Below are 21,266 nucleotides of genomic sequence, written 5' to 3' on the forward strand. Positions count from 1 at the left end.
CCCCGCCCTCCTCGTCCTCCCCGCCCTCCTCGTCCTCCCCGCCCTCCTCGTCCTCCCCGCCCTCCTCGTCCTCGTCGTCCTCCTCTTCCGGCCTGAACGGCTCCAGCGGGCGGGCGCCGAGGACCCACCCGGCCGCGACACGCGTGAGGCACGCCTGCAACCCGTCGAGCCCCTCCGGGCCGATGGCCCAATCCATGTCCGGCGATCCCTCGCCCATGATGATCGCTTCCATGAAGTCGTTCCAGCGCCCGTACGAGCTGAGCAGGACGGCGTCGTCCGGCACGTCCAGGTCGAGCACCACATAGCGGGCGTACTCCTCCGGAGTCTCCGGGCAGAGGAGCATCTCCGCGGCCAGCGCCACCCTGTTGTCGCGGGTGTCCGGCCCGGCCCACGCCCACACCGGCGGCCGGCCGCCACCGTCGAGGCCGCGCCGCGCCATCTCGGCCACCACCTCCTCGTAGCAGGCCCGGTAGTTCCGGACCATGATCCGGTCCCAGTCCCCGACCAGCTCGCCGGCGTCCTCCAGCGAGGCGAGAACCGCTCGATGCTGAACCGTCCACAAACGCATCGGGCAATTGTGCCGAAGAGGGACCGGGACCATCCACGCGATTGTTCGGGAGCGGCGCGGCGGTGGCGGTCCACCGGGGTGAACGAAGAGTTCGGTCGCGGCGGTCTCGACCGCACCGGTTAGTGAATCATCATGCCGGTTAGTGTCGAACCATGGAATTCCGTCACCTCGGCCGCAGCGGTCTCATGGTCAGCGAGATCAGCTACGGCAATTGGATCACCCATGGTTCCCAGGTAGAGGAGGACGCGGCCAGGCAGTGCGTGCGGGCGGCGCTCGACGAGGGGATCACCACCTTCGACACCGCCGACGTGTACGCGGGCACCAAGGCGGAGGAGGTTCTCGGCCGCGCCCTGCAGGGCGTCCGCCGTGAATCCCTGGAGATCTTCACCAAGGTCTACTGGCCGACCGGCAAGGGCCCCAACGACCGCGGCCTGTCCCGCAAGCACATCACCGAGTCCCTGCACGGCTCGCTGCGACGCCTGCAGACCGACTACGTCGATCTCTACCAGGCACACCGCTTCGACTACGAGACGCCGCTCGAGGAGACCCTCAGGACCTTCGACGACCTGGTACGCCAGGGCAAGGTCCTCTACATCGGGGTCAGCGAGTGGACCGCCGAGCAGATCGGCCGGGCACTGAAGATCGCCGACGAGATGGGCCTGGACCGTCTGGTCTCCAACCAGCCCCAGTACTCCATGCTGTGGCGGGTCATCGAGGCCGAGGTCGTGCCGCTGAGCGAGAAGGAGGGCGTCGGCCAGATCGTCTTCTCGCCGATCGGCCAGGGCGTCCTGACCGGCAAGTACCTGCCGGGACAGCCGCCTCCGGAGGGATCCCGCGCCACCGACCCCTCGGGCGGCAACTTCATCTCCCGGATGCTCAAGGACGACGTGCTCACCCGCGTCCAGGAACTGCAGCCGATCGCCGGGGACCTGGGGCTGAGCATGGCCCAGCTCGCGGTGGCCTGGGTGCTGCAGAACCCGAACGTGTCCTCCGCCATCGTCGGCGCCAGCAGGCCCGAACAGGTCCGTGACAACGTCAAGGCCTCCGGTGTGAAGCTGGACGCCGAGGTGCTGAAGAAGATCGACGACGTTCTCGGCCCGGTCGTCGAGCGTGACCCCTCCAAGACCGTGAGCCCGGAGAAGCGTCCCTGATCCAGGTCCGATCCTCCGGCTCCCGTTCCCGTGGGGGCCTGCCCTCCGCGGGAACGGGAGCCGGTCCTTCAGGGCCGGCCCGGCGGTCTTCCCGGCATCCGCCGGGAAGACCGCCTTTCACCTTCGCCCCGGTTCACTCCGCCTCGCTGGGTCACCCCCGCTTCGCTGAGGTCAACCCGCTTCGCTCAGGTGAATTCCGCTTCGCCGGGGTGAGACCCGCTTCACTCGGGGTCACTGCGCTTCACTCCGGGCGCAGCGACATCCCCTCGTACTCGACGCGCTCACCTTCCAGCAGGGTGACCTTCTCGACCCCGGCGTCCAGCAGCTCGCGCCAGCTCTCGCCGAGCCACGACTCGGCGTCGGCCTGGCTGGGGAACGTGTCGGACGGCGTCACGCCCTCGACCAGCTCGCCACCGTTCGCGTTTTCATAACGCCAGCGCCACGTCATGCCACAGCTCCTTCTCGCGGGTCTCGCCGTTGCCCCTCGTCGGCTCAGCGAACCCTACCTCCCCGGGCCGCCCGCGGGCGTGGAGGCGTGATCGCGAGCCCGCGTCCGATCTCCGTACCCGATCCGCGCGCATCCGCAGACCTGAAAGCATGATCACGATTTCGGCTCCGCCCCCCCGGCTTCCACGGTGTGGCCGCACCATCACGTCCCCCGCACCCCGCCTTCCACCCTCCGCCCTCCGCCCTGGGGACACGTACGTCCCCTCCGCCACGCGTGCGGCCCCCTCGGCCACGGGAACGCGCGCGGCGCCCCGTACGCTGCGGCTGTCCGTCACCTCCGCCCCGGTGGGGGTCCCGACCTCTTCGACCTGACGGGAGACCGGGTGTGAGGGTCCTGATCTCCGGTACGGCGAGCGCGGCCGGCTGGCCCGCCCCCGGATGCGGGTGCGCCTCGTGCGCCCGCGTCACCCCCGGCCGGCGCCGCACCCACGTACTGCTCGGCGACCCTGTCGTCCATGGCCTCCCCGCCCTCCACGGCGATCTCCCGCCGTCCGGCGGCCCCGTCCCGTTGCCGCCCACCGGTGTCCTGCCGTCCGGCCGTCACGCCCGATCGGGTCCCGACGGTCTCACCGTCATCACGCCGGACGGCCGGCGCATCCTGTACGCGGCCGCCCTCCCCGCCGGTCCGGGGCGCGAGCCGGACCACGAGTCGGACCACGAGTCGGACCACGAGTTGGACATGGCACTGGTGGACGTGCTGGATCGGCCGGAGAGGCTGGGGGACCTGAGGCGGCGGGGCCTGCTGGGCGAGCGGACGCATGTGGTGGCGGTCGACCTCGACCACCGGGTGCCGACGGAGGTGGAGCTGGACCGGAGAGCCGCGCTGTGGGGAGTGCGCATCGTGGCGGACGGCACGGTCGTCGACCTTCGTGAGCCCCCGCCCGCCCTTCCCGCCCCCCCTCGGCGGACCCTGCTGCTCGGGGGCACCCGATCCGGCAAGTCCGCGGAGGCGGAACTCCGGCTGGCGGCCGAACCCGAGGTCCTCTACGTCGCGACCGGCCCGTCCGGGGAAGGCGACCCCGAGTGGGCGCGCCGGGTCCGGAAGCATCGCGACCGCAGGCCCGCCCACTGGAGGACCGTCGAGACCACCGACCTGGCCGGGGTGCTGCGGTCCGCCACGAGCCCACTGCTGATCGACGGGCTCGGCACCTGGATCACCGCCGTCTTCGACGAGTGCGGGGCCTGGTCGGGTGGGGAGGGCCTCGACGCGGTCGCGGCCCGGTGTGAGGAGCTGGTGGAGGCCTGGCGGCAGACCCATGTCCGGGTCGTGGCGGTCTCCGACGAGGTGGGGCTCGGCGTGGTGCCCCACACCTCCAGCGGCCGGATGTTCCGGGACGCCCTCGGCCGCCTGAACCAGCGCCTGTCCATGGAGTCGGAGGACGTCGGCCTCGTCGTCGCCGGCCGCCTCCTCGGCCTGATCTGACACTCCTCGGCCGGATCCGACAACGGTCGTCCCTTCGACCTGATCCGCCGAGGGAGTGGCACGTGCGGACTAGGATCACCGGTCATGCCCGCGCCCCCCTCTTCGGAGAGGCCTCCGACACCCCCTGAGCCCCCCACACCTCCGCACCCCACACCCCCGGGGCCCCCCGCACCCCAGGAACCCTCCACCCCCTCGGAACCCACCGCGCCCCCGGAAGCCTTCGCACTCCCGAAGCCCTCCACCCCTTCGGAGCCTGCCGCGCCCGCGGAGCCCACCGCATCTCTGGGGCCTCCCGCGCCTACGGAGGCGTGCGCCTCCCCGGGCAGGCGCTCGACGGTGGCCGACGGGATCCGCCTCGCGATCGGCACGCTGAGCGTGTTCCCGGTCAGGCCCGGCGTGGTCGACCGCCGGGCCGGAGGGATCGCGATGGCCGTCGCCCCGCTGGTCGGGGTGGTGATCGGGCTCGTGGGAGCGCTGGTGCTGACGATCTCGCTGTGGTCGGCGATGACCCCTCTCCCGGCATCGGTACTGGCCGTGGCGACCGTGGCGCTGCTCACCCGGGGACTCCACCTCGACGGCCTGGCCGACCTCGCCGACGGGCTGGGGAGCGGAAAGCCCGCCGATCGGGCCCTGGAGATCATGAAGCGGTCGGACATCGGCCCGTTCGGTGTGGTCACGCTGGTCCTCACCCTGCTGATCCAGGTGGCCGCCCTGTACGAGGCGACCCGGGCGGGGATGGGGCCGATCACCCTGGTCGTGGCCTGCGTGGCCGGGCGCCTCGCTCTCACCCTGGCCTGCCGGGCCGGTGTCCCGTCCGCCCGCCCCGACGGTCTTGGCGCGTTGGTCGCGGGCACCGTCCGCCGGGGCGCCGTACTGGCCGTCACCGCGCTCACGCTCGCGGGGACGGCGGCGCTGGCCTGGATTCACGGTCTCGGCGTCCTCGGCGGGTACGCCTCCCCCTCCTTCGGAGGCGGCGACCGAAGGTACGTCGCCTACGTCCCCGAGGGGGAGTTCCTCGTGGACTACGGCCTCACGGCGGGCCTGGGGCCGTTTCTCGCCCCCTGGGGTCTTCCCCTGGCCGTGGCCGTGGGCCTGCTGGCGGCCTGGGTGGTGCGACGCCGGGCCGTCCGGCGGCTGGGCGGCGTGACGGGTGACGTCCTCGGCGCCCTCGTGGAGACCGCCACCGCGGCGACGTTGCTGGCGTGCACGGTGCTCGCGAACTGAGCTCCCGCGCCCCCGGCCGGCCACCGATCACCGACCATCGGCGGCCGGCGGCCGGTGGCCGGTGGCCGGTGGCCGGTACTGGTCACCGGCCGTCGGCCGTCGGCGACCGGTCATCGATCACCGGTTGCGGTCGTCGGCCACCGGTTCTCCTCCCCTTCGGAGCGGGCGGCGGGCGAGGCGACCGGGACCGGCACCTCGACCGGACGGCTCTTGAACAGCATGGCCGAGACCACGGCCAGCAGTACGCACCCGACCAGGCCCGTGATGCCCGCGAGCGCGAGGACGGGTGGTTCGGCCGCGTCACCCACGAGCATGATCAGACCACCCGAGGCGTTCAGCGACCCGTGCCCGACGACCGCCGGCCAGACGCTCCCGGAGTACAGGCGGAGCCAGCCGAGCAGTGCCCCGAAGGTCACGCAGAGGACGACGAACATCGGCGCCGCCCACGCACCCAGATCCGGGTAGTTGTACCCGCGCAGGGTGAGCGGGAAGTGCCAGACCCCCCAGATCACCCCGGACGCCAGAAGGGCCCGCCACGTGCCGAGCGGAGCCAGACGCGGCAGCAGCCATCCCCGCCATCCCCACTCCTCCCCGAAGGCGGGGATCGAGTTGATCAGAGGGGCGATCAGGACCATCGCCGCGAGTTGCACCGCCAGCAGGACCGAGGAGTCCGCCGGGAGTGGCCCCGCGGCGGGGGCCGCCAGGCTCTCACGGAGGAGGCTCAGCCCTTGCAGGTCGACGGAGAGCAGGCCCAGGGCGGCACTGAGCATGATCGACACGATGACCAGGACGGGGACGCCGAACCATCCCAGGGCGATGAGCGCGAACGTCCGCCCCCGTCGCTCCCCCAGCCGCAGCCCGGTCCGCCCGGCCCATTCACGCCAGGTGGTGCCGGGTCGTCCGAGCCGCCTGTCGCGCGCCCGGACGGCGAGGACGCCGAGGGCCGGCGTGAACATCATCGTCAGCGCGACCAGGAAGAACAGGGGCTCGCCGATCCGCGCGTCCGTGAACCAGACGGGAAGGCTGAAAAACCAGGACAGGCCGAACGCGACCGACAGGAACAGCCACAGATCGGGGATGCGACGGAGCACGTAACCACCTTCGGGTGTGGAGGGACGGCGCAGGCCGGGCGCCAGGAGCGGCCGGGAACGGTCGGGGACGACCGGGGACGAGGGGATGGTCAGAGGCGGCCAAGGGCACGAAAACGGGTGTCAGCGGGCGCCGGGCCCGGTGGACTCCCTGGCCACGAGGGTGTTGACCAGGGCGGCGCCGTTCTCGGCGTCGTCGATCGAGATGGCGAGGCGGCCACCGGAGACGTAGCCCAGCACGAGGCATTCCCCGCCGCGGAGCATGACCGTGACCGATCCCGGCAGACCGCGGATGCCCCAGCCGCCGACCCCGGACGGGTACCGCTCCTCCGACCAGGCCCGCTCCACCCGCCGGATCGGGACGTGCCACCGGGGCAGGCGCAACGGCCCGTAGAAGAGCACGATGCCCTCCTCGGTGACCTGCACCCGCACCGAGCTGAAGATCAGGCCCACCAGCCCCACGAAGGCCAGGGTGCCCGCCACGCTCCACAGGATGCCCTCGCCGCCGAGCAGGGCGAACACGACGTACCCGGTCCCGGCGGCCAGCAGCGATCCGCCGAGGGCCGCGAGCGGGACGTTGCGCACCGAGGAGACCCAGACCGCGCGCTGGTCGGCCCCCAGCGACAGCCGCCGCACCCCGGCGGTCGCCTCCGGCCCGTCGTCGGGCCCGGGCCTGGCGGCGAGGGCACCGAGCCAGCCGCCCGCCACCAGGCCGAGGATCGCGACCAGCGCGCCCCATCCCAGGGGAGCGGCGCGCCACCAGACCGGGGCGTCCAGGTTGGCGGACAGCGTGACGGCCTGGAGCCCCAGGAAGAACAGGCCGCTGCCGCCCAGCAGGGCGCCGAGGCCCATGCGGGCGCTCCTGCGCCTGAGCTGCCCGGGTCTGACGAGGACGGACACGAGGGGCACACCCGCCACCACCGCCCACACCCCCACCTCGAACAGCAGGAAGGCGGCGAACGGCATGGAGCCGTCGGGGCCGCCGGAGACGCCCCAGTGGGTCGCGAGTGGGTCCGGCAGCCGCTCGCGCAGCATCAGCGGCGGCGCCGCCAGCGCGACGGTCACCAGCGCGAACCAGCCGGCGACCGCGGACAGGAAACGTGCTCGCAGGCCCAAGTCGATCACTCCCTTCAAGGACCGGGCCCGGGGCCCGGTCACGACAGTTCCCTGATGAGCTCGATGACGTCGTCGTGGCGGTAGCCGTACTGGACCGCCTCGGCGAGCAGGGAGCGCAGCTTCTCCTCGATGACGCTGCGCGGGTTGGGGCGGTTGAGGACGCTCACGCCACGTCCCCGCCGGAACTCCAGCACGCCCTCGTCCCGAAGGTCCCGCAGGGCGCGCAGCACCGTGTTGGCGTTGATCCCCAGCGCGGCGGCCAGGTCCCGCGCCGGCGGGAGACGGTCTCCCGGCGCGTAGGAGCCCTCGGCGACGGCACGCCTGATCGCCTCGGCCACCTGCTCGTGCAGCGGCCGGGGATCGTTCAGATCCAGTCTGATCAACATGATGCTATCGACATTAGCACCATGACCCCGGATGGTGCCACCCCGAACAGCACCATCGTGCGATAGAATTCGTAGGACGAACCCTCGTTTATGCGTACCGTGAAAGCCCTACTAGCATCGGCCTACGTGACCACTGTGCGGCTGAACCAAACTGACAACGCTGTCTCGTTCGACTCCGACGCGCTGGTCGTCGGAGTGCACACCGGGCCGGACGGCCTGATCGCCGCGCCCGGGGCCGAGGGCCTCGACGAAGCGCTCGGCGGCAGGCTGGCCGTCACGCTCGCAGGCATGGGCGCCAAGGGCAAGCCGGGCGAGATCTCCAAGATCCCCACCTTCGGCGCGCTGACCGCTCCCCTGCTGGTCGCCGTCGGCCTGGGCGACGCTCCCGCCGAGGGGGCGGGACACGACGCCGAGACGCTCCGCCGGGCCGCGGGCACCGCCGTCCGCGCCCTGGCCGGAACCGGTCGCGTGGCGCTGGCCCTGCCCGCCGCGAGCGCCGGCGACGCCGGTGCCGTCGCCCTGGGCGCCCTGCTCGGCGCCTACGCCTTCACGAGGTACCGCACCACCGGCGAGCAGACCGCGCCGGTCGACGAGCTGACCGTGCTGAGCGGCGCCGAGGGCGCCCAGGCCGCGGTCGAGCGCGCCACCACCCTGGCCGAGTCGGTCTCGCTCGTCCGCGACCTGGTCAACACCCCGCCCTCGCACCTGTGGCCGGCCCGTTTCGCCGAGATCGCCGAGCGGCTGGGCACCGAGGCCGGCCTGACGGTGGAGGTCCTGGACGAGACGGCGCTCAAGGAGGGCGGCTACGGCGGCATCGTCGCCGTCGGCCAGGGGTCGGTCAACCCGCCCCGTCTGGTCCGCCTGGCCTACAACCACCCCGAGGCCGGCACGACGCTGGCGTACGTCGGCAAGGGCATCACCTTCGACTCCGGCGGCCTGTCACTCAAGCCGACGGCCTCGATGGACTGGATGAAGTCGGACATGGGAGGCGCCGGAGCGGTCCTCGGCGCCCTCCTGGCGATCGCCGGGCTGGGGCTGAAGGTCAACGCGGTGGGCTACCTCTGCCTGGCCGAGAACATGCCGAGCGGCACCGCGCAGCGCCCCTCCGACGTGTTCACCAGCTTCTCCGGCAAGACCGTCGAGGTGCTCGACACCGACGCCGAGGGCCGCCTGGTGCTGATCGACGGCATCGCCCGCGCCGCCCAGGACGAGCCCGACGTGATCGTCGACGTGGCCACCCTCACCGGCGCGCAGATCGTCGCGCTGGGCTGGCGGACGGCGGGCGTCATGGCCAACGACGACGCCCTGCGCGCCGAGGTGGTCGAGACCGCGGCCGAGCAGGGCGAGGGCGCGTGGCCCATGCCGCTGCCCGACGAGCTCCGCAAGGGTCTCGACTCCCCCGTGGCCGACATCGCCAACCTGCACCCCGAGCGTTTCGGCGGCATGCTCACGGCCGCCATCTTCCTGCGGGAATTCGTGCCGGACGGAGTCCGTTGGGCACACATTGACATGGCCGGTCCTGCTTTCAACAAGGGTGAGCCGCACGGGTACACGCCCAAGGGCGGTACCGGGGCGATCACCCGGACGCTGGTGGGCCTGGCCGAGCGTTACGCGGGCGAGTGACCCTCACACGGCCCTCGCCGGCCCTTCCGGGCCCTCGCGGCCGCGCAAGCGGGTCACGGGCGATGTGGACAAATGAAAAGATGCGGTTGCCGGGGCCGGGCCGAGGCCGTTCCCCGGCGCGGTGCCGAGCCGGGTCCGGCGGCGGTGCGGAGGCGATCGGGCATCCGCACGGCCGGCCGGGGTCCGGCAGGGGCGCGACCGTGCACACGACGAACACGGTATTCCGATCCGACAAGGAGCTTTCCTGTGGCTGATGGCAGCGGCCCGTACGACATCGTCGTCCTGGGTGGCGGCAGCGGTGGCTATGCCTGCGCTCTGCGGGCGGCCGAGCTGGGCAAGACGGTCGTGCTGATCGAGAAGGACAAGATCGGCGGCACCTGCCTGCACCGGGGGTGCATCCCCACCAAGGCGCTCCTGCATTCCGCGGAGGTCGCCGACGAGACCCGGGAAAGCGCGACCTACGGGGTCAGGGCGAAGTTCGAGGGCATCGACGTGCCCGCCGTGCACGCCTTCAAGGACAAGATCGTCAACCGCGCCTGGAAGGGCGTGCAGGGCCTCCTCAAGAGCAAGGGCATCACGATCGTCGAGGGTGAGGGCCGTCTCGCGGGCCCGAACCGGGTGACCGTGGGCTCCGACGTCTACGAGGGCCGCAACGTCGTGCTGGCGACCGGCTCCGCGCCCAGGTCGCTGCCCGGCCTGGAGATCGACGGCGAGCGGGTCATCACCAGCGAGCACGCCCTCAGGCTCGACCGGGTGCCCGGTTCCGTGGTCGTCCTGGGCGGCGGCGTCATCGGCGTGGAGTTCGCCAGCGTCTGGCGTTCCTTCGGCGCCGAGGTGACGATCGTCGAGGGCCTGCCGCACCTGCTGCCGCTGGAGGAGGAGTCCAGCTCCAAGCTGATCGAGCGTGCCTTCCGGCGCCGCGGCATCAAGCAGGAGCTCGGCGTCTTCTTCGAGGGCGTCAAGACCACCGACACCGGCGTGGTCGTCAGCCTGGCCAACGGCAAGACGCTGGAGGCCGAGCTGATGCTCGTCGCGGTCGGCCGCGGCGCGGTCTCGTCGGGCATGGGCTTCGAGGAGGCGGGCATCGCCATGGAGCGCGGCACCGTCACGGTGAACGAGTTCTGCCAGACCAGCGTGCCCGGCGTGTACGCGGTCGGCGACCTCATCCCGACCCTGCAGCTCGCCCACGCCGGCTTCGCCGAGGGCATCCTGGTGGCCGAGCACATCGCCGGCCTGAACCCGGTGCCGATCGACTACGACGGCGTGCCGCGGATCACCTACTCCGACCCCGAGGTCGCCTCGGTCGGCATCACCTCCGCCCAGGCCAGGGAGCGCGGCCACGAGATCGTCGAGTTCACCTACGACCTCGCGGGCAACCCCAAGAGCCAGATCCTGCAGACCCAGGGCGCGGTCAAGATCATCTCCGAGAAGGACGGCCCCGTGCTCGGCGTGCACATGGTCGGCCGTCGCATCGGCGAGCTCGTGACCGAGGGCCAGCTGATCTACAACTGGGAGGCCCTGCCCTCCGAGGTCGCGCAGCTGATCCACGCGCACCCGACCCAGTCCGAGGCCGTCGGCGAGGCCATGCTGGCGATGGCCGGCAAGCCCCTCCACGTCCACAACTAAACGTAAGCCCTCACTCGGAACGCGAGAGAAGACACCATGCCGAAGTCCGTACAGATGCCCCAGCTCGGTGAGAGCGTCACGGAGGGCACCGTCACCCGCTGGCTGAAGAAGGAGGGCGAGCGTGTAGAGGCCGACGAGCCGCTCCTCGAGGTCTCCACCGACAAGGTCGACACCGAGATCCCCTCCCCGGCCGCGGGCATCCTCACGAAGATCGTGGTGGCCGAGGACGAGACCGTCGAGGTCGGCGCCGAGCTGGCCGTCATCGACGAGAACGGCACCGAGGGGGCTGCCCCGGCGCAGGAGGCGGCCCCCGAGCCGGAGCCCGAGCCCGAGCCGGAGCCGGCCCCGCAGCAGCAGGCCCAGCCCGCCTCCTCCATCCCGCAGCCCGCCCCGCAGCAGCAGCCCGCACAGCAGCAGGCGCAGGCCCCCCAGCAGCAGCCCGCACAGCAGGCGCCCCAGCAGCAGGCCCCCCAGCAGGCCCAGCAGCAGGCTCCCGCCCAGCAGCAGGCGCCCCAGCAGACGCAGGACCAGGCCGTCCAGGCCTCGCCGGCCGCTCCGCCGTCCCCGATCGCGGCGCCGGCCGCCGAGCAGGCCGCGCCGTCCTCGGGCGACAGCCCGTACGTGACCCCGCTGGTGCGCAAGCTGGCCGGCGAGCACGGCGTGGACCTGGAGTCGCTGACCGGCACCGGTGTCGGCGGGCGCATCCGCAAGCAGGACGTCCTGGAGGCCGCCCGCGCCCGCCGCGAGCAGGCCGCCGCGTCCGAGGCCCCGGCCCAGGCCCCGCAGGCCGCCGCCCAGGCCCCGGCCGGCCAGGCGCAGGCCGCCCCGCAGGCTCCCGAGCCGGTCGCGGTGGACACCACGCTGCGCGGGCGTACCGAGAAGATGTCGCGGCTGCGCCAGACCATCGCCAAGCGCATGGTCGAGTCGCTGCAGGTCTCGGCCCAGCTCACCAGCGTGGTCGAGGTCGACGTCACCAAGATCGCGCGGCTGCGCGAGACGGCCAAGGCCGAGTTCCAGCGGCGCGAGGGCGTCAAGCTCACGTTCACGCCGTTCTTCGCCCTGGCCGCGATCGAGGCGCTCAAGCAGCACCCCAAGCTGAACGCCACGATCAACAGCGAGACCAACGAGGTCACCTACTTCGACGCCGAGCACCTGGGCTTCGCGACGGACACCGAGCGCGGCCTGCTGGTTCCGGTGATCAAGGACGCGGGCGACCTCAACATCGCCGGGCTGGCCCGTAAGATCGCCGACCTGGCCGAGCGCACCCGCACCAACAAGGTGAGCCCGGACGAGATCACCGGCGGCACGTTCACGCTGACCAACACCGGCAGCCGCGGCGCGCTGTTCGACACCCCGATCCTCAACCAGCCGCAGGTCGGCATGCTGGGCACCGGCGCGATCGTCAAGCGCCCGGTGGTCCTGGACACCCCCGACGGTGAGGTCATCGCGGTCCGCTCGATGATGTACCTGGCGCTCAGCTACGACCACCGCCTGGTCGACGGCGCCGACGCCGCCCGCTTCCTGACGACGATCAAGCGTCGCCTGGAGGAGGGCCGCTTCGAGAACCAGCTGGGCCTCAACGGCTAGCCCTTCCCGGCTCCCCGCAGGGCCGGTCCGCGACGTCGCGGACCGGCCCTCGCGCGTCTCCCGCCGGAGGCGTTCCCGCAGACGGCGCGGTCCCGCCGCCCCGGTCCCCCTCTCGCCCCGGCTCCCACCCCGAGTGCCGGTGCCGGTGCCGGTGGATGACGCCGATCCGCCGGGCGCGACGCGAATCCGGGCGGCGCCCGCCTCCCGAAGAGCCTCGTGGAGGTCGATTACATTGAACGCTATGACGATCATCATGACCGGCTCCTCGGGCCTGCTGGGCACGGCCCTGGTCAAGGCCCTGCGGGACGACGGCGCCAGGGTGGTCCGTCTGGTCCGGCGGGTGCCGCGCGGCGACGAGGAGGCCTTCTGGAACCCGCCCAAGGGGGTTCTCGACCCGGCGGTCCTGGAGGGCGCCGACGCGGTGATCCACCTCGCCGGCGCGGGCATCGGCGACAGCCGCTGGAGCGACGAGTACAAGCGCGAGGTGGTCCGCAGCAGGGTCGAGGGGACCCGTACGCTGGCGACCGCGCTGGCCGGCCTGACCGGCCCGGCCAGGCCCGCGACGCTGCTGTCGTCCTCGGCGATCGGGTTCTACGGCGACACCGGGGACCGCGCGGTGGACGAGACCGCCCCCGCCGGCGAGGGGTTCCTGGCGCGCGAGGTCGTGGTGCCCTGGGAGGCGGAGACGGCGCCGGCCGAGGAGGCGGGCGTCCGGGTGGCGCATCTGCGCACCGGCCTGGTGCTGACCCCCGAGGGGGGCATGCTCGCCCGGATCCTGCCGGTCTTCAGGGCCGCCCTGGGCGCCCCGCTGGGATCGGGCCGGCAGTACTGGTCGTGGATCTCCCTCGACGACTGGGTGCTCGCCGTGCGGTACCTGCTCGCGCATCCGGAGATCTCCGGGCCGGTGAACCTGACGGCGCCCGAGCCGGTCACCAACGCGGAGTTCACGAAGGTCCTCGGGGCGGCCCTGCACCGGCCCACGATGCCGCTGGCCGTGCCCGGGTTCGCGCTGCGGGCGCTGCTCGGCGAGTTCGCCGAAGAGGGCGTGCTGACCGGCCAGCGGGTGCTCCCGCGCCGACTGCTCGACGCCGGTTACACGTTCCGGCATAAGCGTCTCGACGAGGCACTGGCCGCCGTACTCTAGGGTCCCTGTTCCGACCACCGGACGTCACTGGGGAGATCGACATGGGCAGGCCCGGGCATTCGCACATCGTCGCGATCGGGGGCGGTTCGTTCCGCCCGTCCGCCCGCCAGGGATCCATCGAGGCGAGCCCGCTGCTCCGGTACGCCCTGGACCTGAGCGGTCAGGACCGGCCCCGGCTGGGCCTGCTGGCCACCGCCACCGGCGACGACTCCGAGTGGCTGCTGAAGATGTACGGCGCCTTCCGCGACTGGGACGTGGAGGTCAGCCACCTGACCCTCTTCCCGATGCCCAACATCGAGGACCCGCGCGAGTGGGTCCTCGGCCAGGACGTCGTCTACGTCAGCGGCGGCAGCGTGGCCAACCTGGCGGCCCTGTGGCGGCTGCACGGCCTGGACGAGATCTTCGAGGAGGCCTGGCGGGCGGGGGTGGTGCTGAGCGGGCAGAGCGCCGGGGCGCTGTGCTGGCACGTGGGCGGCAACACCGACTCCTTCGGCCCCGAGCTGCGGGCCTGGTCCGACGGCCTGGGCCTGCTGCCCTACTCGTGCGGCGTCCACTACGACTCCGACCCCCAGCGGCGCGAGCTGCTGCACGCCTCGGTGGCCTCGGGCGAGCTGCCCATGGGGTACGCCGCCGACGAGGGCGTCGCGCTGCACTACGTGGGCACCGAGTTCATCCAGGCCGTCAGCGTGCGCCCGGGGGGCCACGCCTACCGGGTCGAGCACGACGGGTCGGGCGGCGCCAAGGAGTTCCGCATCGAGCCTCGGCTTCTCACACCATGACCACGAACGGGTCAACTACTCTTGAGCCGTGAGTGACCTGGCGATCGTACGTCTTGGCGTTGACTTCCCCTATGAGCAGGCATGGGATCTTCAGCGGCGCATCCACGCCCGCCGGGTGGCCGACGAGATCCCCGACACCTGCCTGATGCTCGAACACGCGCCGGTCTACACGGCGGGCAGGCGCACAGCGCCGCACGAGCGGCCCTCCGACGGCACCCCGGTCGTCGAGGTCGACCGGGGCGGCCGGATCACCTGGCACGGTCCCGGCCAGCTCGTCGGCTACCCCATCGTCAGGCTCGGCGGCCCGCTCGACGTGAACGCCTACGTGAGGCTCCTGGAGGAGACCCTGGTGCACGTCTGCGCCGACTTCGGGGTGCAGGCGGGGCGGGTGGAGGGACGCGGCGGCGTCTGGGTGGCCGGTGACCCCTCGCACGGCCTGCCCGACAGGAAGGTCGGGGCGATCGGCATCCGGGTCACGGGCGGCGTGACGATGCACGGATTCGCCCTGAACTGCTCCAACGACCCGAGCTGGTACAACCGGATCGTCCCGTGCGGGATCAGCGACGCCGGGGTCTCCTCGCTCTCGGCCGAGACCGGCCGCCGCATCGTGGTCGACGAGGTCCTGCCGTACGCCGAGAAGCACCTGGCGGAGGCGCTGGGCGCGCAGCCCTTCGAGCTGCCCGAGGAGGACCTGTTCCGGCGCTGACCGGCACCGGTCCGGCACCGGTCCGGCACCGGTCCGGCACCGGTCCAAGAGTGATCCGGGACGGGGCCCGCGCCGATCCGACGCCGATCCCCGGAACGGTCCCGGACGCCGGACGCGAGGCCTGTCCGGGGCGGGGCCGGTGCGCCGGGCCCGGGGCCGCCGCAGCCTGCGGCGGGACATAAGCTGGGGGGGTGAGCGAGCGTGACGACATATGCCGCACCTCGATGTGCACCACCTCGGTCCCGCGACCGATGAAGGAGCTCGCATGACCGTCTCCCCCGAGGGCCGGAAACTCCTCCGCCTGGAGGTACGCAACGCCGAGACCCCCATCGAGAAGAAGCCTGAGTGGATCAAGACCCGGTTCAGGACCGGCCCCAACCACACCGAGCTGCGAGCGCTGGTCAAACGCGAGGGACTGCACACGGTCTGCCAGGAGGCCGGCTGCCCCAACATCTCCGAGTGCTGGGAGGACCGCGAGGCCACCTTCCTCATCGGCGGCGACCAGTGCACCCGGCGCTGTGACTTCTGCCAGATCGACACCGGCAAGCCCAAGGAGTACGACACCGACGAGCCCCGCCGGGTTGCCGACTCGGTCCGGCAGATGGGGCTGAACTACGCGACCGTGACCGGTGTCGCCCGCGACGACCTGCCCGACGGCGGGGCGTGGCTGTACGCCGAGACCGCGCGGCAGATCCACGCGCTCCTGCCCGGATGCGGCGTCGAGCTGCTGGTCCCCGACTTCAACGGCGACCAGGCCCAGCTGGAGGAGGTCTTCTCCGCCAGGCCCGAGGTGTTCGCGCACAACGTCGAGACCGTGCCGCGGATCTTCAAGCGGATCCGGCCCGCGTTCCGCTACGACCGCTCGCTGGGAGTGATCACCAAGGCCCGGCAGGCCGGTCTGGTGACCAAGTCCAACCTGATCCTCGGCATGGGCGAGGAGCGCGAGGAGGTCGTCCAGGCCATGCGCGACCTGCACGAGGCCGGGTGCGACCTGCTGACCATCACCCAGTACCTGCGTCCCACCCCGCGCCACCACCCGGTGGACCGCTGGGTCAAGCCCCAGGAGTTCGTGGAGCTGCAGGCCGAGGCCGAGGCCATCGGTTTCGCCGGCGTCCTGTCCGGGCCGCTGGTCCGCTCCTCCTACCGGGCCGGTCGCCTGTACAAGCAGGCCGTCGAGGCCCGCCAGCACGCCTGAGCCCGCCCCCGGCACCCGGTCCCTCGCGGGGCCGGGCGCCGGCGTGCCCGGCGAGGGGGTGGTCCCGGCCGGCGAGGTGTGCCCCGGTCCGCCGGTGGCGGGCCGGTTCCGGGCGATCTTTCGTAAAGGTGTGATCGGCGGGCCTGTCGGCCGCCCGGTCCCGGGGACGAGACTGTCCGCGTGGACATCGAAGAGTTGATCGGAAAGCTCGACCTGGGTGCCAAGGTGCGCCTGCTGACCGGTGCCGACATGTGGTCGCTGCCCGCGCTCCCTGGGATCGGGCTCGGCCCGCTGGTGATGAGCGACGGCCCGATCGGCGTCCGGGGCGAGCGGTGGTCGCCGGGCGACCCCTCGATCGCGCTGCCCAGCCCCACCGCGCTCGCCGCGACCTGGGACGTGGAGCTGGTCCGCAGGGCCGGGCGGCTGCTCGCCCAGGAGGCGCGCCGCAAAGGCGTGCACGTGCTGCTGGCCCCGACGCTCAACCTGCACCGCAGCCCCCTGGGCGGCCGGCACTTCGAGTGCTTCTCCGAGGACCCGTACCTGACGGGCGAGATCGGCGCCGCCTACGTCGAGGGCGTCCAGCGGGGCGGCGTGGCCACCACGCCCAAGCACTTCGTGGCCAACGACTCCGAGACCGACCGGTTCACGGTGAACGTCACGGTCGACGAGGCGACGCTGCGGGAGGTGTACCTGGCCCCCTTCGAGCGGGTGGTGCGGGCCGGGGCGTGGGGGCTGATGTCCGCCTACAACGCGGTCAACGGGACCACGATGACCGAGCACCGGGCGCTCCAGCGCGACCTGCTCAAGGACGAGTGGGGCTTCGACGGCCTGGTCGTCTCGGACTGGACGGCCGCCCGCTCCACCGAGGCGACGGCCGCCGGCGGGCTCGACGTCGCCATGCCGGGCCCGTACGGTCCCTGGGGCGCGAAGCTGGAGGCCGCGGTCCGTGAGGGCCGGGTGGCCGAGGAGGTCGTCGACGACCAGGTCCGCCGGGTGCTGCGCCTGGCCCTGCGGGTGGGCGCCCTGCACCCGGTCCCGGGAACGGAACCGGGGACGGGGACGGGGACGGGGACGGGGACGGAAGCGAGGACGGGGACCGGCGCCGACGGAGCGTCCGCGGCGACCGTCCCGGCGGGCGAGGACGCCCCGATCGACGGGGTGGCGCTGGCCCGTGAGGTGGCCGCCCGCTCGTTCACCCTGCTGCGCAACGAGGGCGGCCTGCTGCCGCTGACCGGCGTGCGGAGCGTGGCGCTGATCGGGTCCGCCGCGGCCGAGGCGCGGATCATGGGGGGCGGCAGCGCCCAGGTCTACCCCGACCGGATCGTCTCGCCCCTGGAGGGACTGCGCGGGCGCGGCGACGTCGAGGTCCGCCACGCCCTGGGCACCGACCCCCGGGTCCGGCTGGCGCCGCTCGCCGTGCCCTGCCGCGCGGTCTTCCTGGACGCCGACGGCGCACCCCTGGCGGAGCACCCGCTGGCCGAGGCCGAGGCCCGCTGGGTCGGCCGGCTGCCCTCCGACGTCGACGGCGACCGGCTGGGGGCCGTCGAGATCCGTGGCGAGCACACCCCGGCCGTGACCGGTCCGCACGCGTTCTCCCTGGTGGGGTCAGGGGCCTTCACCGTCGTGATCGGCGAGGAGGTGGTGTTCGACGGGGTCGTCACGCCGCCCGGGGACGACCCGGCGACGGCGTTCCTGTCCCCGCCGGAGCATCGGATGACCGTGTCCCTCACCTCGGGCGTCCCGGTCGGGCTGCGCGTCCGCCACCTCACGACGGCGTCCGCCGGCATGGCGTTCGTCGCTTTCTCCCTCGGGCACGCCGACCCCTCCCCCGGCGACGACACGACCATCGCCGAGGCGGTCGCGACGGCCGCCGGCGCGGACGTGGCGATCGTGATCGCCTCCACCACCCCGGAGGTGGAGAGCGAGGGATTCGACCGCACCGGTCTGGCCCTGCCCGGCCGGCAGGACGAGCTGATCGCCGGGGTCGCCCGGGTCAATCCCCGCACGATCGTCGTGGTCAACGCCGGTTCGCCGGTCCTGATGCCCTGGCTGGAGCTGGTCCCCGCCGTCCTGCTGACCTGGTTCCCCGGGCAGGAGGCGGGCACCGCCCTGGCCGACGTGCTGTTCGGCGACGCCGAGCCGGGCGGGAGGCTCCCCACCACCTGGCCGCTCCTGGAGGCCGACGTGCCCGTCCTGGACGTGACGCCCTCGGGCGGCGAGCTCGCGTACCGGGAGGGGCCGCTCATCGGGTACCGCGCCTGGGAGCGGGCCGGGCGCGTCCCAGCCTTCCGGTTCGGCCACGGACTGGGCTACACCACCTGGTCCTACGACTCCGTCGCCGTCACCGGGACCACCGTGACGGTCGCGGTGACCAACACCGGCGGACGTCCCGGGCGCGAGATCGTGCAGTTCTACCTCGCGCCGCCGGAGCAGGACCCGCGCAGGCCCGCCCGGATCCTGGCGGGGTTCTCGGCCGTCGACGCGGCCCCCGGCCAGACGGTGATCACCACGGTCTACCTGCCCGAGCGCGCCTTCCAGGTCTGGACGGACCGGGGCTGGCGGACCGTACCCGGGGAGCACACCGTCGAGGTGGGGCGCGACGTCGCCGACCGGCGCCTGTCCGCGACCGTGACCGTGGCCGGGTAGTCCTCGGGGGCACGGCCGGGGGATCCCGGGGCGCGGGGCGGGCAGGTCCCGGGGCGGGGGCGGGGAACTCCGGGACGGTGGGGCGGGCGCCGCCGGAGAGGGCGGCCGGCAGGTCACGTTTTCATTTCTTGAGCCTTGGATTTGTATCCTTCAGAACATGGCCAAGAAGCCCGAAGACTCAGAGCGCCCGGGGCGCGTCAAGCAGCTCCGCATGGTCGCGCAGATCATCAAGCAGGCCAACCCCAAGGGGATGCCGATCGTCTACGCCTCCGCGCTGGGCACGCTCGTCCTGTTCGTGGTGATCGGCCTGGTCACGGGCTGGTGGTATCTGTTCCCGCTCGGGATCATGCTGGCCCTGACCGTGGGGCTCGTGGTGTTCGGCCAGCTCGCCCAGCGCGCGCAGTACTCCATGCTGCACGGCCAGACCGGCGCCGCCGCCGCGATCCTGCAGAGCATGCGCGGCAACTGGGAGGTCACCCCGGCCGTCGCGGTCACCCGTGACCAGGACATCGTGCACCGCGTGGTCGGCTACCCCGGGATCGTCCTGGTCTCCGAGGGGCCCGGCAACCGCGTGCAGAGGATGCTGGTCGCCGAGAAGAAGCGGGTCCAGCGGGTCGCGCTGGACGTGCCCGTCTACGACGTGCAGTCCGGTGACGGCGAGGGGCAGATCCCGCTGGCCAAGTTGCAGCGCCACCTGATGAAGCTGCCCCGCAACCTCAAGAAGCCCGCCGTCTACGAGATCAACAACCGGCTCAAGGCGCTTCCGCAGACGATGCCTATGCCCAAGGGGCCGCTGCCGCGCGGCGCGAAGATGCCCCGACCGAAGATGCGCTGATGTCCCTCGCCGGGGTGGGCCGCCAGGGGGTGGACGCCGCGGCCACCTCCCGCGCCAACCGCGGCTGGTGGGACGGTGCCGCCGACGAGTACCAGGCGGAGCACGGGGAGTTCCTGCGCGACGCCGGGTTCGTCTGGTGTCCCGAAGGGCTGGACGAGGCCGACGCGCGCTTGCTGGGCGACGTGGAGGGCAGGGACGTCCTGGAGATCGGCTGCGGCGCCGGGCAGTGCGGGCGCTGGCTGGCCGGCCGTGGCGCCAGGGTGGCCGCCTTCGACCTGTCCTTCCGCCAGCTCCAGCACTCCCGGCGGATCGACCTGGGCTCCGGCTCCGGTCTCCCCCTCCCGGTGCTCCAGGCGGACGCGGAGGTCCTGCCGTTCGCGGACGAGGTCTTCGACCTGGCCTGCTCCGCGTTCGGCGCGCTGCCGTTCGTGGCCGACCCCGGAGCCGTCCTGACGGAGGTCCGCCGGGTGCTGCGGCCCGGCGGGCGCCTGGTCTTCTCGGTCAGCCACCCGATCCGCTGGGCCTTCCCCGACGACCCCGGCCCGGCGGGGCTCACCTGTGACCGGTCCTACTTCGACCGTTCCCCGTACGTGGAGGTCGGCGAGGACGGGCGGCCGTCCTACGTCGAGCACCACCGCACGATGGGCGACTGGATCGCCCTGATCACGGCCTCGGAGCTGGCGGTGCGCGGCCTGGTCGAGCCGGAGTGGCCGGCCGGTCACGACCGGGAGTGGGGCGGCTGGAGCCCGCTGCGCGGCCGCCTCCTGCCGGGAACGGCGATCTTCACCTGCGAGCGGGCTCCCGGCTCTTGACGGCTCCTCGCGGCCGGGCCAGGGGCTCCGGGCCCGGTCAGAGGCGTACGACCACGGTGTTCGCCGCGCGGTCGTGCAGGCCTCGCTGGTCGCGGTCCCAGATCAGGGCGGGTACGGCCAGGCAGAGCAGGAAGGTACGGGCCAGGACCGCGACGAATCCGGGCTGTCCCCCGCCGAGCGCCGCCACCCTGATCTTGAGCAGGCGCATCCCGAAGGTCATGCCCATGGTGCCGACCAACAGGAGGTACTCGATCGCGAGGATCGTCACCGGCACCCACCCCTGCCGGGTGGGGTCGATCCCCAGGAGTCCCCGGGTGATGGCCCAGGTGCAGATCAGCCAGTCGATCAGCAGGGCGGCGATCCTGCGGCCGAACCCGGCCACCGAGCCGCTGCCCTCCTGGGGCAGCCCGAGCCGCTCCCCCGGGTACCCGAGGTCGATCCCGGCCGATCTGACGCCGCCGAGCCAGGTCTGGGTCCACCGCGGCTGCTTGCTGCTCATGACCTCAACGGTAGCCGCCCCGGCCGCCGCCCCCGCATCCGACCGGGCCGCCTGCTCGGCCCCCGGCAGGACCCGCCTTCCGGCCCTGCGGGAGAACGGCAGGCTGCGCTTCTGGGTCGCCGGTTGGGGCAACGGGGACGTCGCCCCGGCGCGATGCGGCCTCGACGACGGCTTCGTCCACCCGTCCTGCCCGGATTCGACGCCCGGCATGAAGGCCACCGGCCCGGCCACGGACCCCTGTTCGCTCGACGAGACGGCCAAGGGGTGCTCGCGGCTGCGATCCGGGACGTGAAACTCGCGCAAAGGTCAGACCCGCCATACCCGCCCAGGCCGGACTTGGCGACTAGCGTG

At 72.8% G+C, this 21,266-nt stretch carries 20 protein-coding genes; 14 read left to right on the forward strand and 6 right to left on the reverse strand.

The annotated features are described in order from the left end of the window. The coding region (locus AB0G16_RS33945) for a DUF3841 domain-containing protein (protein ID WP_362814339.1) at nucleotides 1-568 on the reverse strand (568 nt) is incomplete at its 3' end. Nucleotides 569-720: 152 nt separating this feature from the next. On the opposite strand from AB0G16_RS33945, the gene AB0G16_RS33950 reads away from it, so the two are divergent. Further along, the gene (locus AB0G16_RS33950) at nucleotides 721-1,719 is read left to right on the forward strand and encodes an aldo/keto reductase family protein (protein ID WP_362814341.1); all 999 of its coding nucleotides are present in this window, start codon (nucleotides 721-723) and stop codon (nucleotides 1,717-1,719) included. Between the two features lie 241 nt (nucleotides 1,720-1,960). On the opposite strand, the gene AB0G16_RS33955 is transcribed toward AB0G16_RS33950, so the two are convergent. Then, nucleotides 1,961-2,167, reverse strand: a complete 207-nt coding sequence (locus tag AB0G16_RS33955; protein WP_362814343.1) for a hypothetical protein — start codon at nucleotides 2,165-2,167, stop codon at nucleotides 1,961-1,963. Between the two features lie 384 nt (nucleotides 2,168-2,551). On the opposite strand from AB0G16_RS33955, the gene AB0G16_RS33960 reads away from it, so the two are divergent. Together AB0G16_RS33960 and AB0G16_RS33965 are read left to right on the forward strand one after the other, a co-directional pair. Continuing rightward, nucleotides 2,552-3,649, forward strand: coding sequence for a bifunctional adenosylcobinamide kinase/adenosylcobinamide-phosphate guanylyltransferase (locus tag AB0G16_RS33960; protein WP_362814345.1), 1,098 nt, complete (start codon nucleotides 2,552-2,554; stop codon nucleotides 3,647-3,649). A gap of 336 nt (nucleotides 3,650-3,985) precedes the next feature. After that, nucleotides 3,986-4,873, forward strand: coding sequence for an adenosylcobinamide-GDP ribazoletransferase (locus tag AB0G16_RS33965; protein WP_362814347.1), 888 nt, complete (start codon nucleotides 3,986-3,988; stop codon nucleotides 4,871-4,873). Between the two features lie 110 nt (nucleotides 4,874-4,983). Here AB0G16_RS33965 and AB0G16_RS33970 read toward each other — a convergent pair whose 3' ends face one another. The 3 genes from AB0G16_RS33970 to AB0G16_RS33980 all read right to left on the reverse strand — a co-directional run bounded on the left by AB0G16_RS33970 (nucleotide 4,984) and on the right by AB0G16_RS33980 (nucleotide 7,463). Then, nucleotides 4,984-5,964: a CPBP family intramembrane glutamic endopeptidase gene (locus tag AB0G16_RS33970; RefSeq protein WP_362814349.1), complete on the reverse strand. Its 981-nt coding sequence runs from the start codon at nucleotides 5,962-5,964 to the stop codon at nucleotides 4,984-4,986. Nucleotides 5,965-6,084: 120 nt separating this feature from the next. Continuing rightward, the gene (locus tag AB0G16_RS33975) at nucleotides 6,085-7,077 is read right to left on the reverse strand and encodes a DUF1648 domain-containing protein (RefSeq protein ID WP_362814351.1); all 993 of its coding nucleotides are present in this window, start codon (nucleotides 7,075-7,077) and stop codon (nucleotides 6,085-6,087) included. Between the two features lie 38 nt (nucleotides 7,078-7,115). Beyond that, nucleotides 7,116-7,463, reverse strand: a complete 348-nt coding sequence (locus tag AB0G16_RS33980) for a GntR family transcriptional regulator (RefSeq protein WP_362814353.1) — start codon at nucleotides 7,461-7,463, stop codon at nucleotides 7,116-7,118. A 90-nt stretch (nucleotides 7,464-7,553) separates the two neighbouring features. Between AB0G16_RS33980 and AB0G16_RS33985 the strand changes: the two genes are divergently transcribed. From AB0G16_RS33985 to AB0G16_RS34030, 10 genes are all read left to right on the forward strand, one after another. Beyond that, nucleotides 7,554-9,086: a leucyl aminopeptidase gene (locus AB0G16_RS33985; RefSeq protein ID WP_362814355.1), complete on the forward strand. Its 1,533-nt coding sequence runs from the start codon at nucleotides 7,554-7,556 to the stop codon at nucleotides 9,084-9,086. Nucleotides 9,087-9,332: 246 nt separating this feature from the next. Then, the gene (gene lpdA / locus AB0G16_RS33990; protein WP_362814357.1) at nucleotides 9,333-10,712 is read left to right on the forward strand and encodes a dihydrolipoyl dehydrogenase; all 1,380 of its coding nucleotides are present in this window, start codon (nucleotides 9,333-9,335) and stop codon (nucleotides 10,710-10,712) included. 36 nt (nucleotides 10,713-10,748) lie between these two features. Further along, complete coding sequence (sucB, locus tag AB0G16_RS33995) at nucleotides 10,749-12,299, forward strand: 2-oxoglutarate dehydrogenase, E2 component, dihydrolipoamide succinyltransferase (protein ID WP_362814359.1); 1,551 nt, start codon at nucleotides 10,749-10,751, stop codon at nucleotides 12,297-12,299. Between the two features lie 241 nt (nucleotides 12,300-12,540). Continuing rightward, a complete protein-coding gene (locus tag AB0G16_RS34000) occupies nucleotides 12,541-13,443 on the forward strand; it encodes a TIGR01777 family oxidoreductase (RefSeq protein ID WP_362814361.1) in 903 nt (300 codons plus the stop codon). 41 nt (nucleotides 13,444-13,484) lie between these two features. Then, on the forward strand, nucleotides 13,485-14,222 hold the full coding sequence (locus AB0G16_RS34005; protein WP_362814363.1) for a peptidase E: 738 nt from the start codon (nucleotides 13,485-13,487) through the stop codon (nucleotides 14,220-14,222). Between the two features lie 28 nt (nucleotides 14,223-14,250). After that, nucleotides 14,251-14,928 (forward strand): lipoyl(octanoyl) transferase LipB, encoded by a 678-nt coding sequence (gene lipB, locus AB0G16_RS34010; RefSeq protein WP_362814365.1) that lies wholly within the window; start codon nucleotides 14,251-14,253, stop codon nucleotides 14,926-14,928. A 265-nt stretch (nucleotides 14,929-15,193) separates the two neighbouring features. Further along, nucleotides 15,194-16,123, forward strand: coding sequence for a lipoyl synthase (lipA, locus tag AB0G16_RS34015; RefSeq protein WP_362814367.1), 930 nt, complete (start codon nucleotides 15,194-15,196; stop codon nucleotides 16,121-16,123). A gap of 180 nt (nucleotides 16,124-16,303) precedes the next feature. Further along, nucleotides 16,304-18,769, forward strand: a complete 2,466-nt coding sequence (locus AB0G16_RS34020; protein ID WP_362814369.1) for a glycoside hydrolase family 3 C-terminal domain-containing protein — start codon at nucleotides 16,304-16,306, stop codon at nucleotides 18,767-18,769. Nucleotides 18,770-18,926: 157 nt separating this feature from the next. Then, the gene (locus tag AB0G16_RS34025) at nucleotides 18,927-19,604 is read left to right on the forward strand and encodes a DUF4191 domain-containing protein (RefSeq protein WP_362814371.1); all 678 of its coding nucleotides are present in this window, start codon (nucleotides 18,927-18,929) and stop codon (nucleotides 19,602-19,604) included. Beyond that, nucleotides 19,604-20,416 (forward strand): class I SAM-dependent methyltransferase, encoded by an 813-nt coding sequence (locus AB0G16_RS34030; RefSeq protein WP_362814373.1) that lies wholly within the window; start codon nucleotides 19,604-19,606, stop codon nucleotides 20,414-20,416. The genes AB0G16_RS34025 and AB0G16_RS34030 overlap by 1 nt, the downstream gene beginning before the upstream one ends. Nucleotides 20,417-20,453: 37 nt before the next feature. On the opposite strand, the gene AB0G16_RS34035 is transcribed toward AB0G16_RS34030, so the two are convergent. After that, nucleotides 20,454-20,915 carry an RDD family protein gene (locus AB0G16_RS34035; protein WP_362814375.1) on the reverse strand — a complete coding sequence of 154 codons (462 nt, stop codon included), beginning with the start codon at nucleotides 20,913-20,915 and terminating at the stop codon, nucleotides 20,454-20,456. On the opposite strand from AB0G16_RS34035, the gene AB0G16_RS34040 reads away from it, so the two are divergent. After that, nucleotides 20,914-21,207 (forward strand): hypothetical protein, encoded by a 294-nt coding sequence (locus tag AB0G16_RS34040; protein ID WP_362814377.1) that lies wholly within the window; start codon nucleotides 20,914-20,916, stop codon nucleotides 21,205-21,207. The two genes, AB0G16_RS34035 and AB0G16_RS34040, sit on opposite strands and share 2 nt — an antisense overlap. Nucleotides 21,208-21,266 lie beyond the last annotated feature (59 nt).

The organism is Streptosporangium sp. NPDC023615, from assembly GCF_040640155.1.
Taxonomy (GTDB): Bacteria; Actinomycetota; Actinomycetes; order Streptosporangiales; family Streptosporangiaceae; genus Streptosporangium.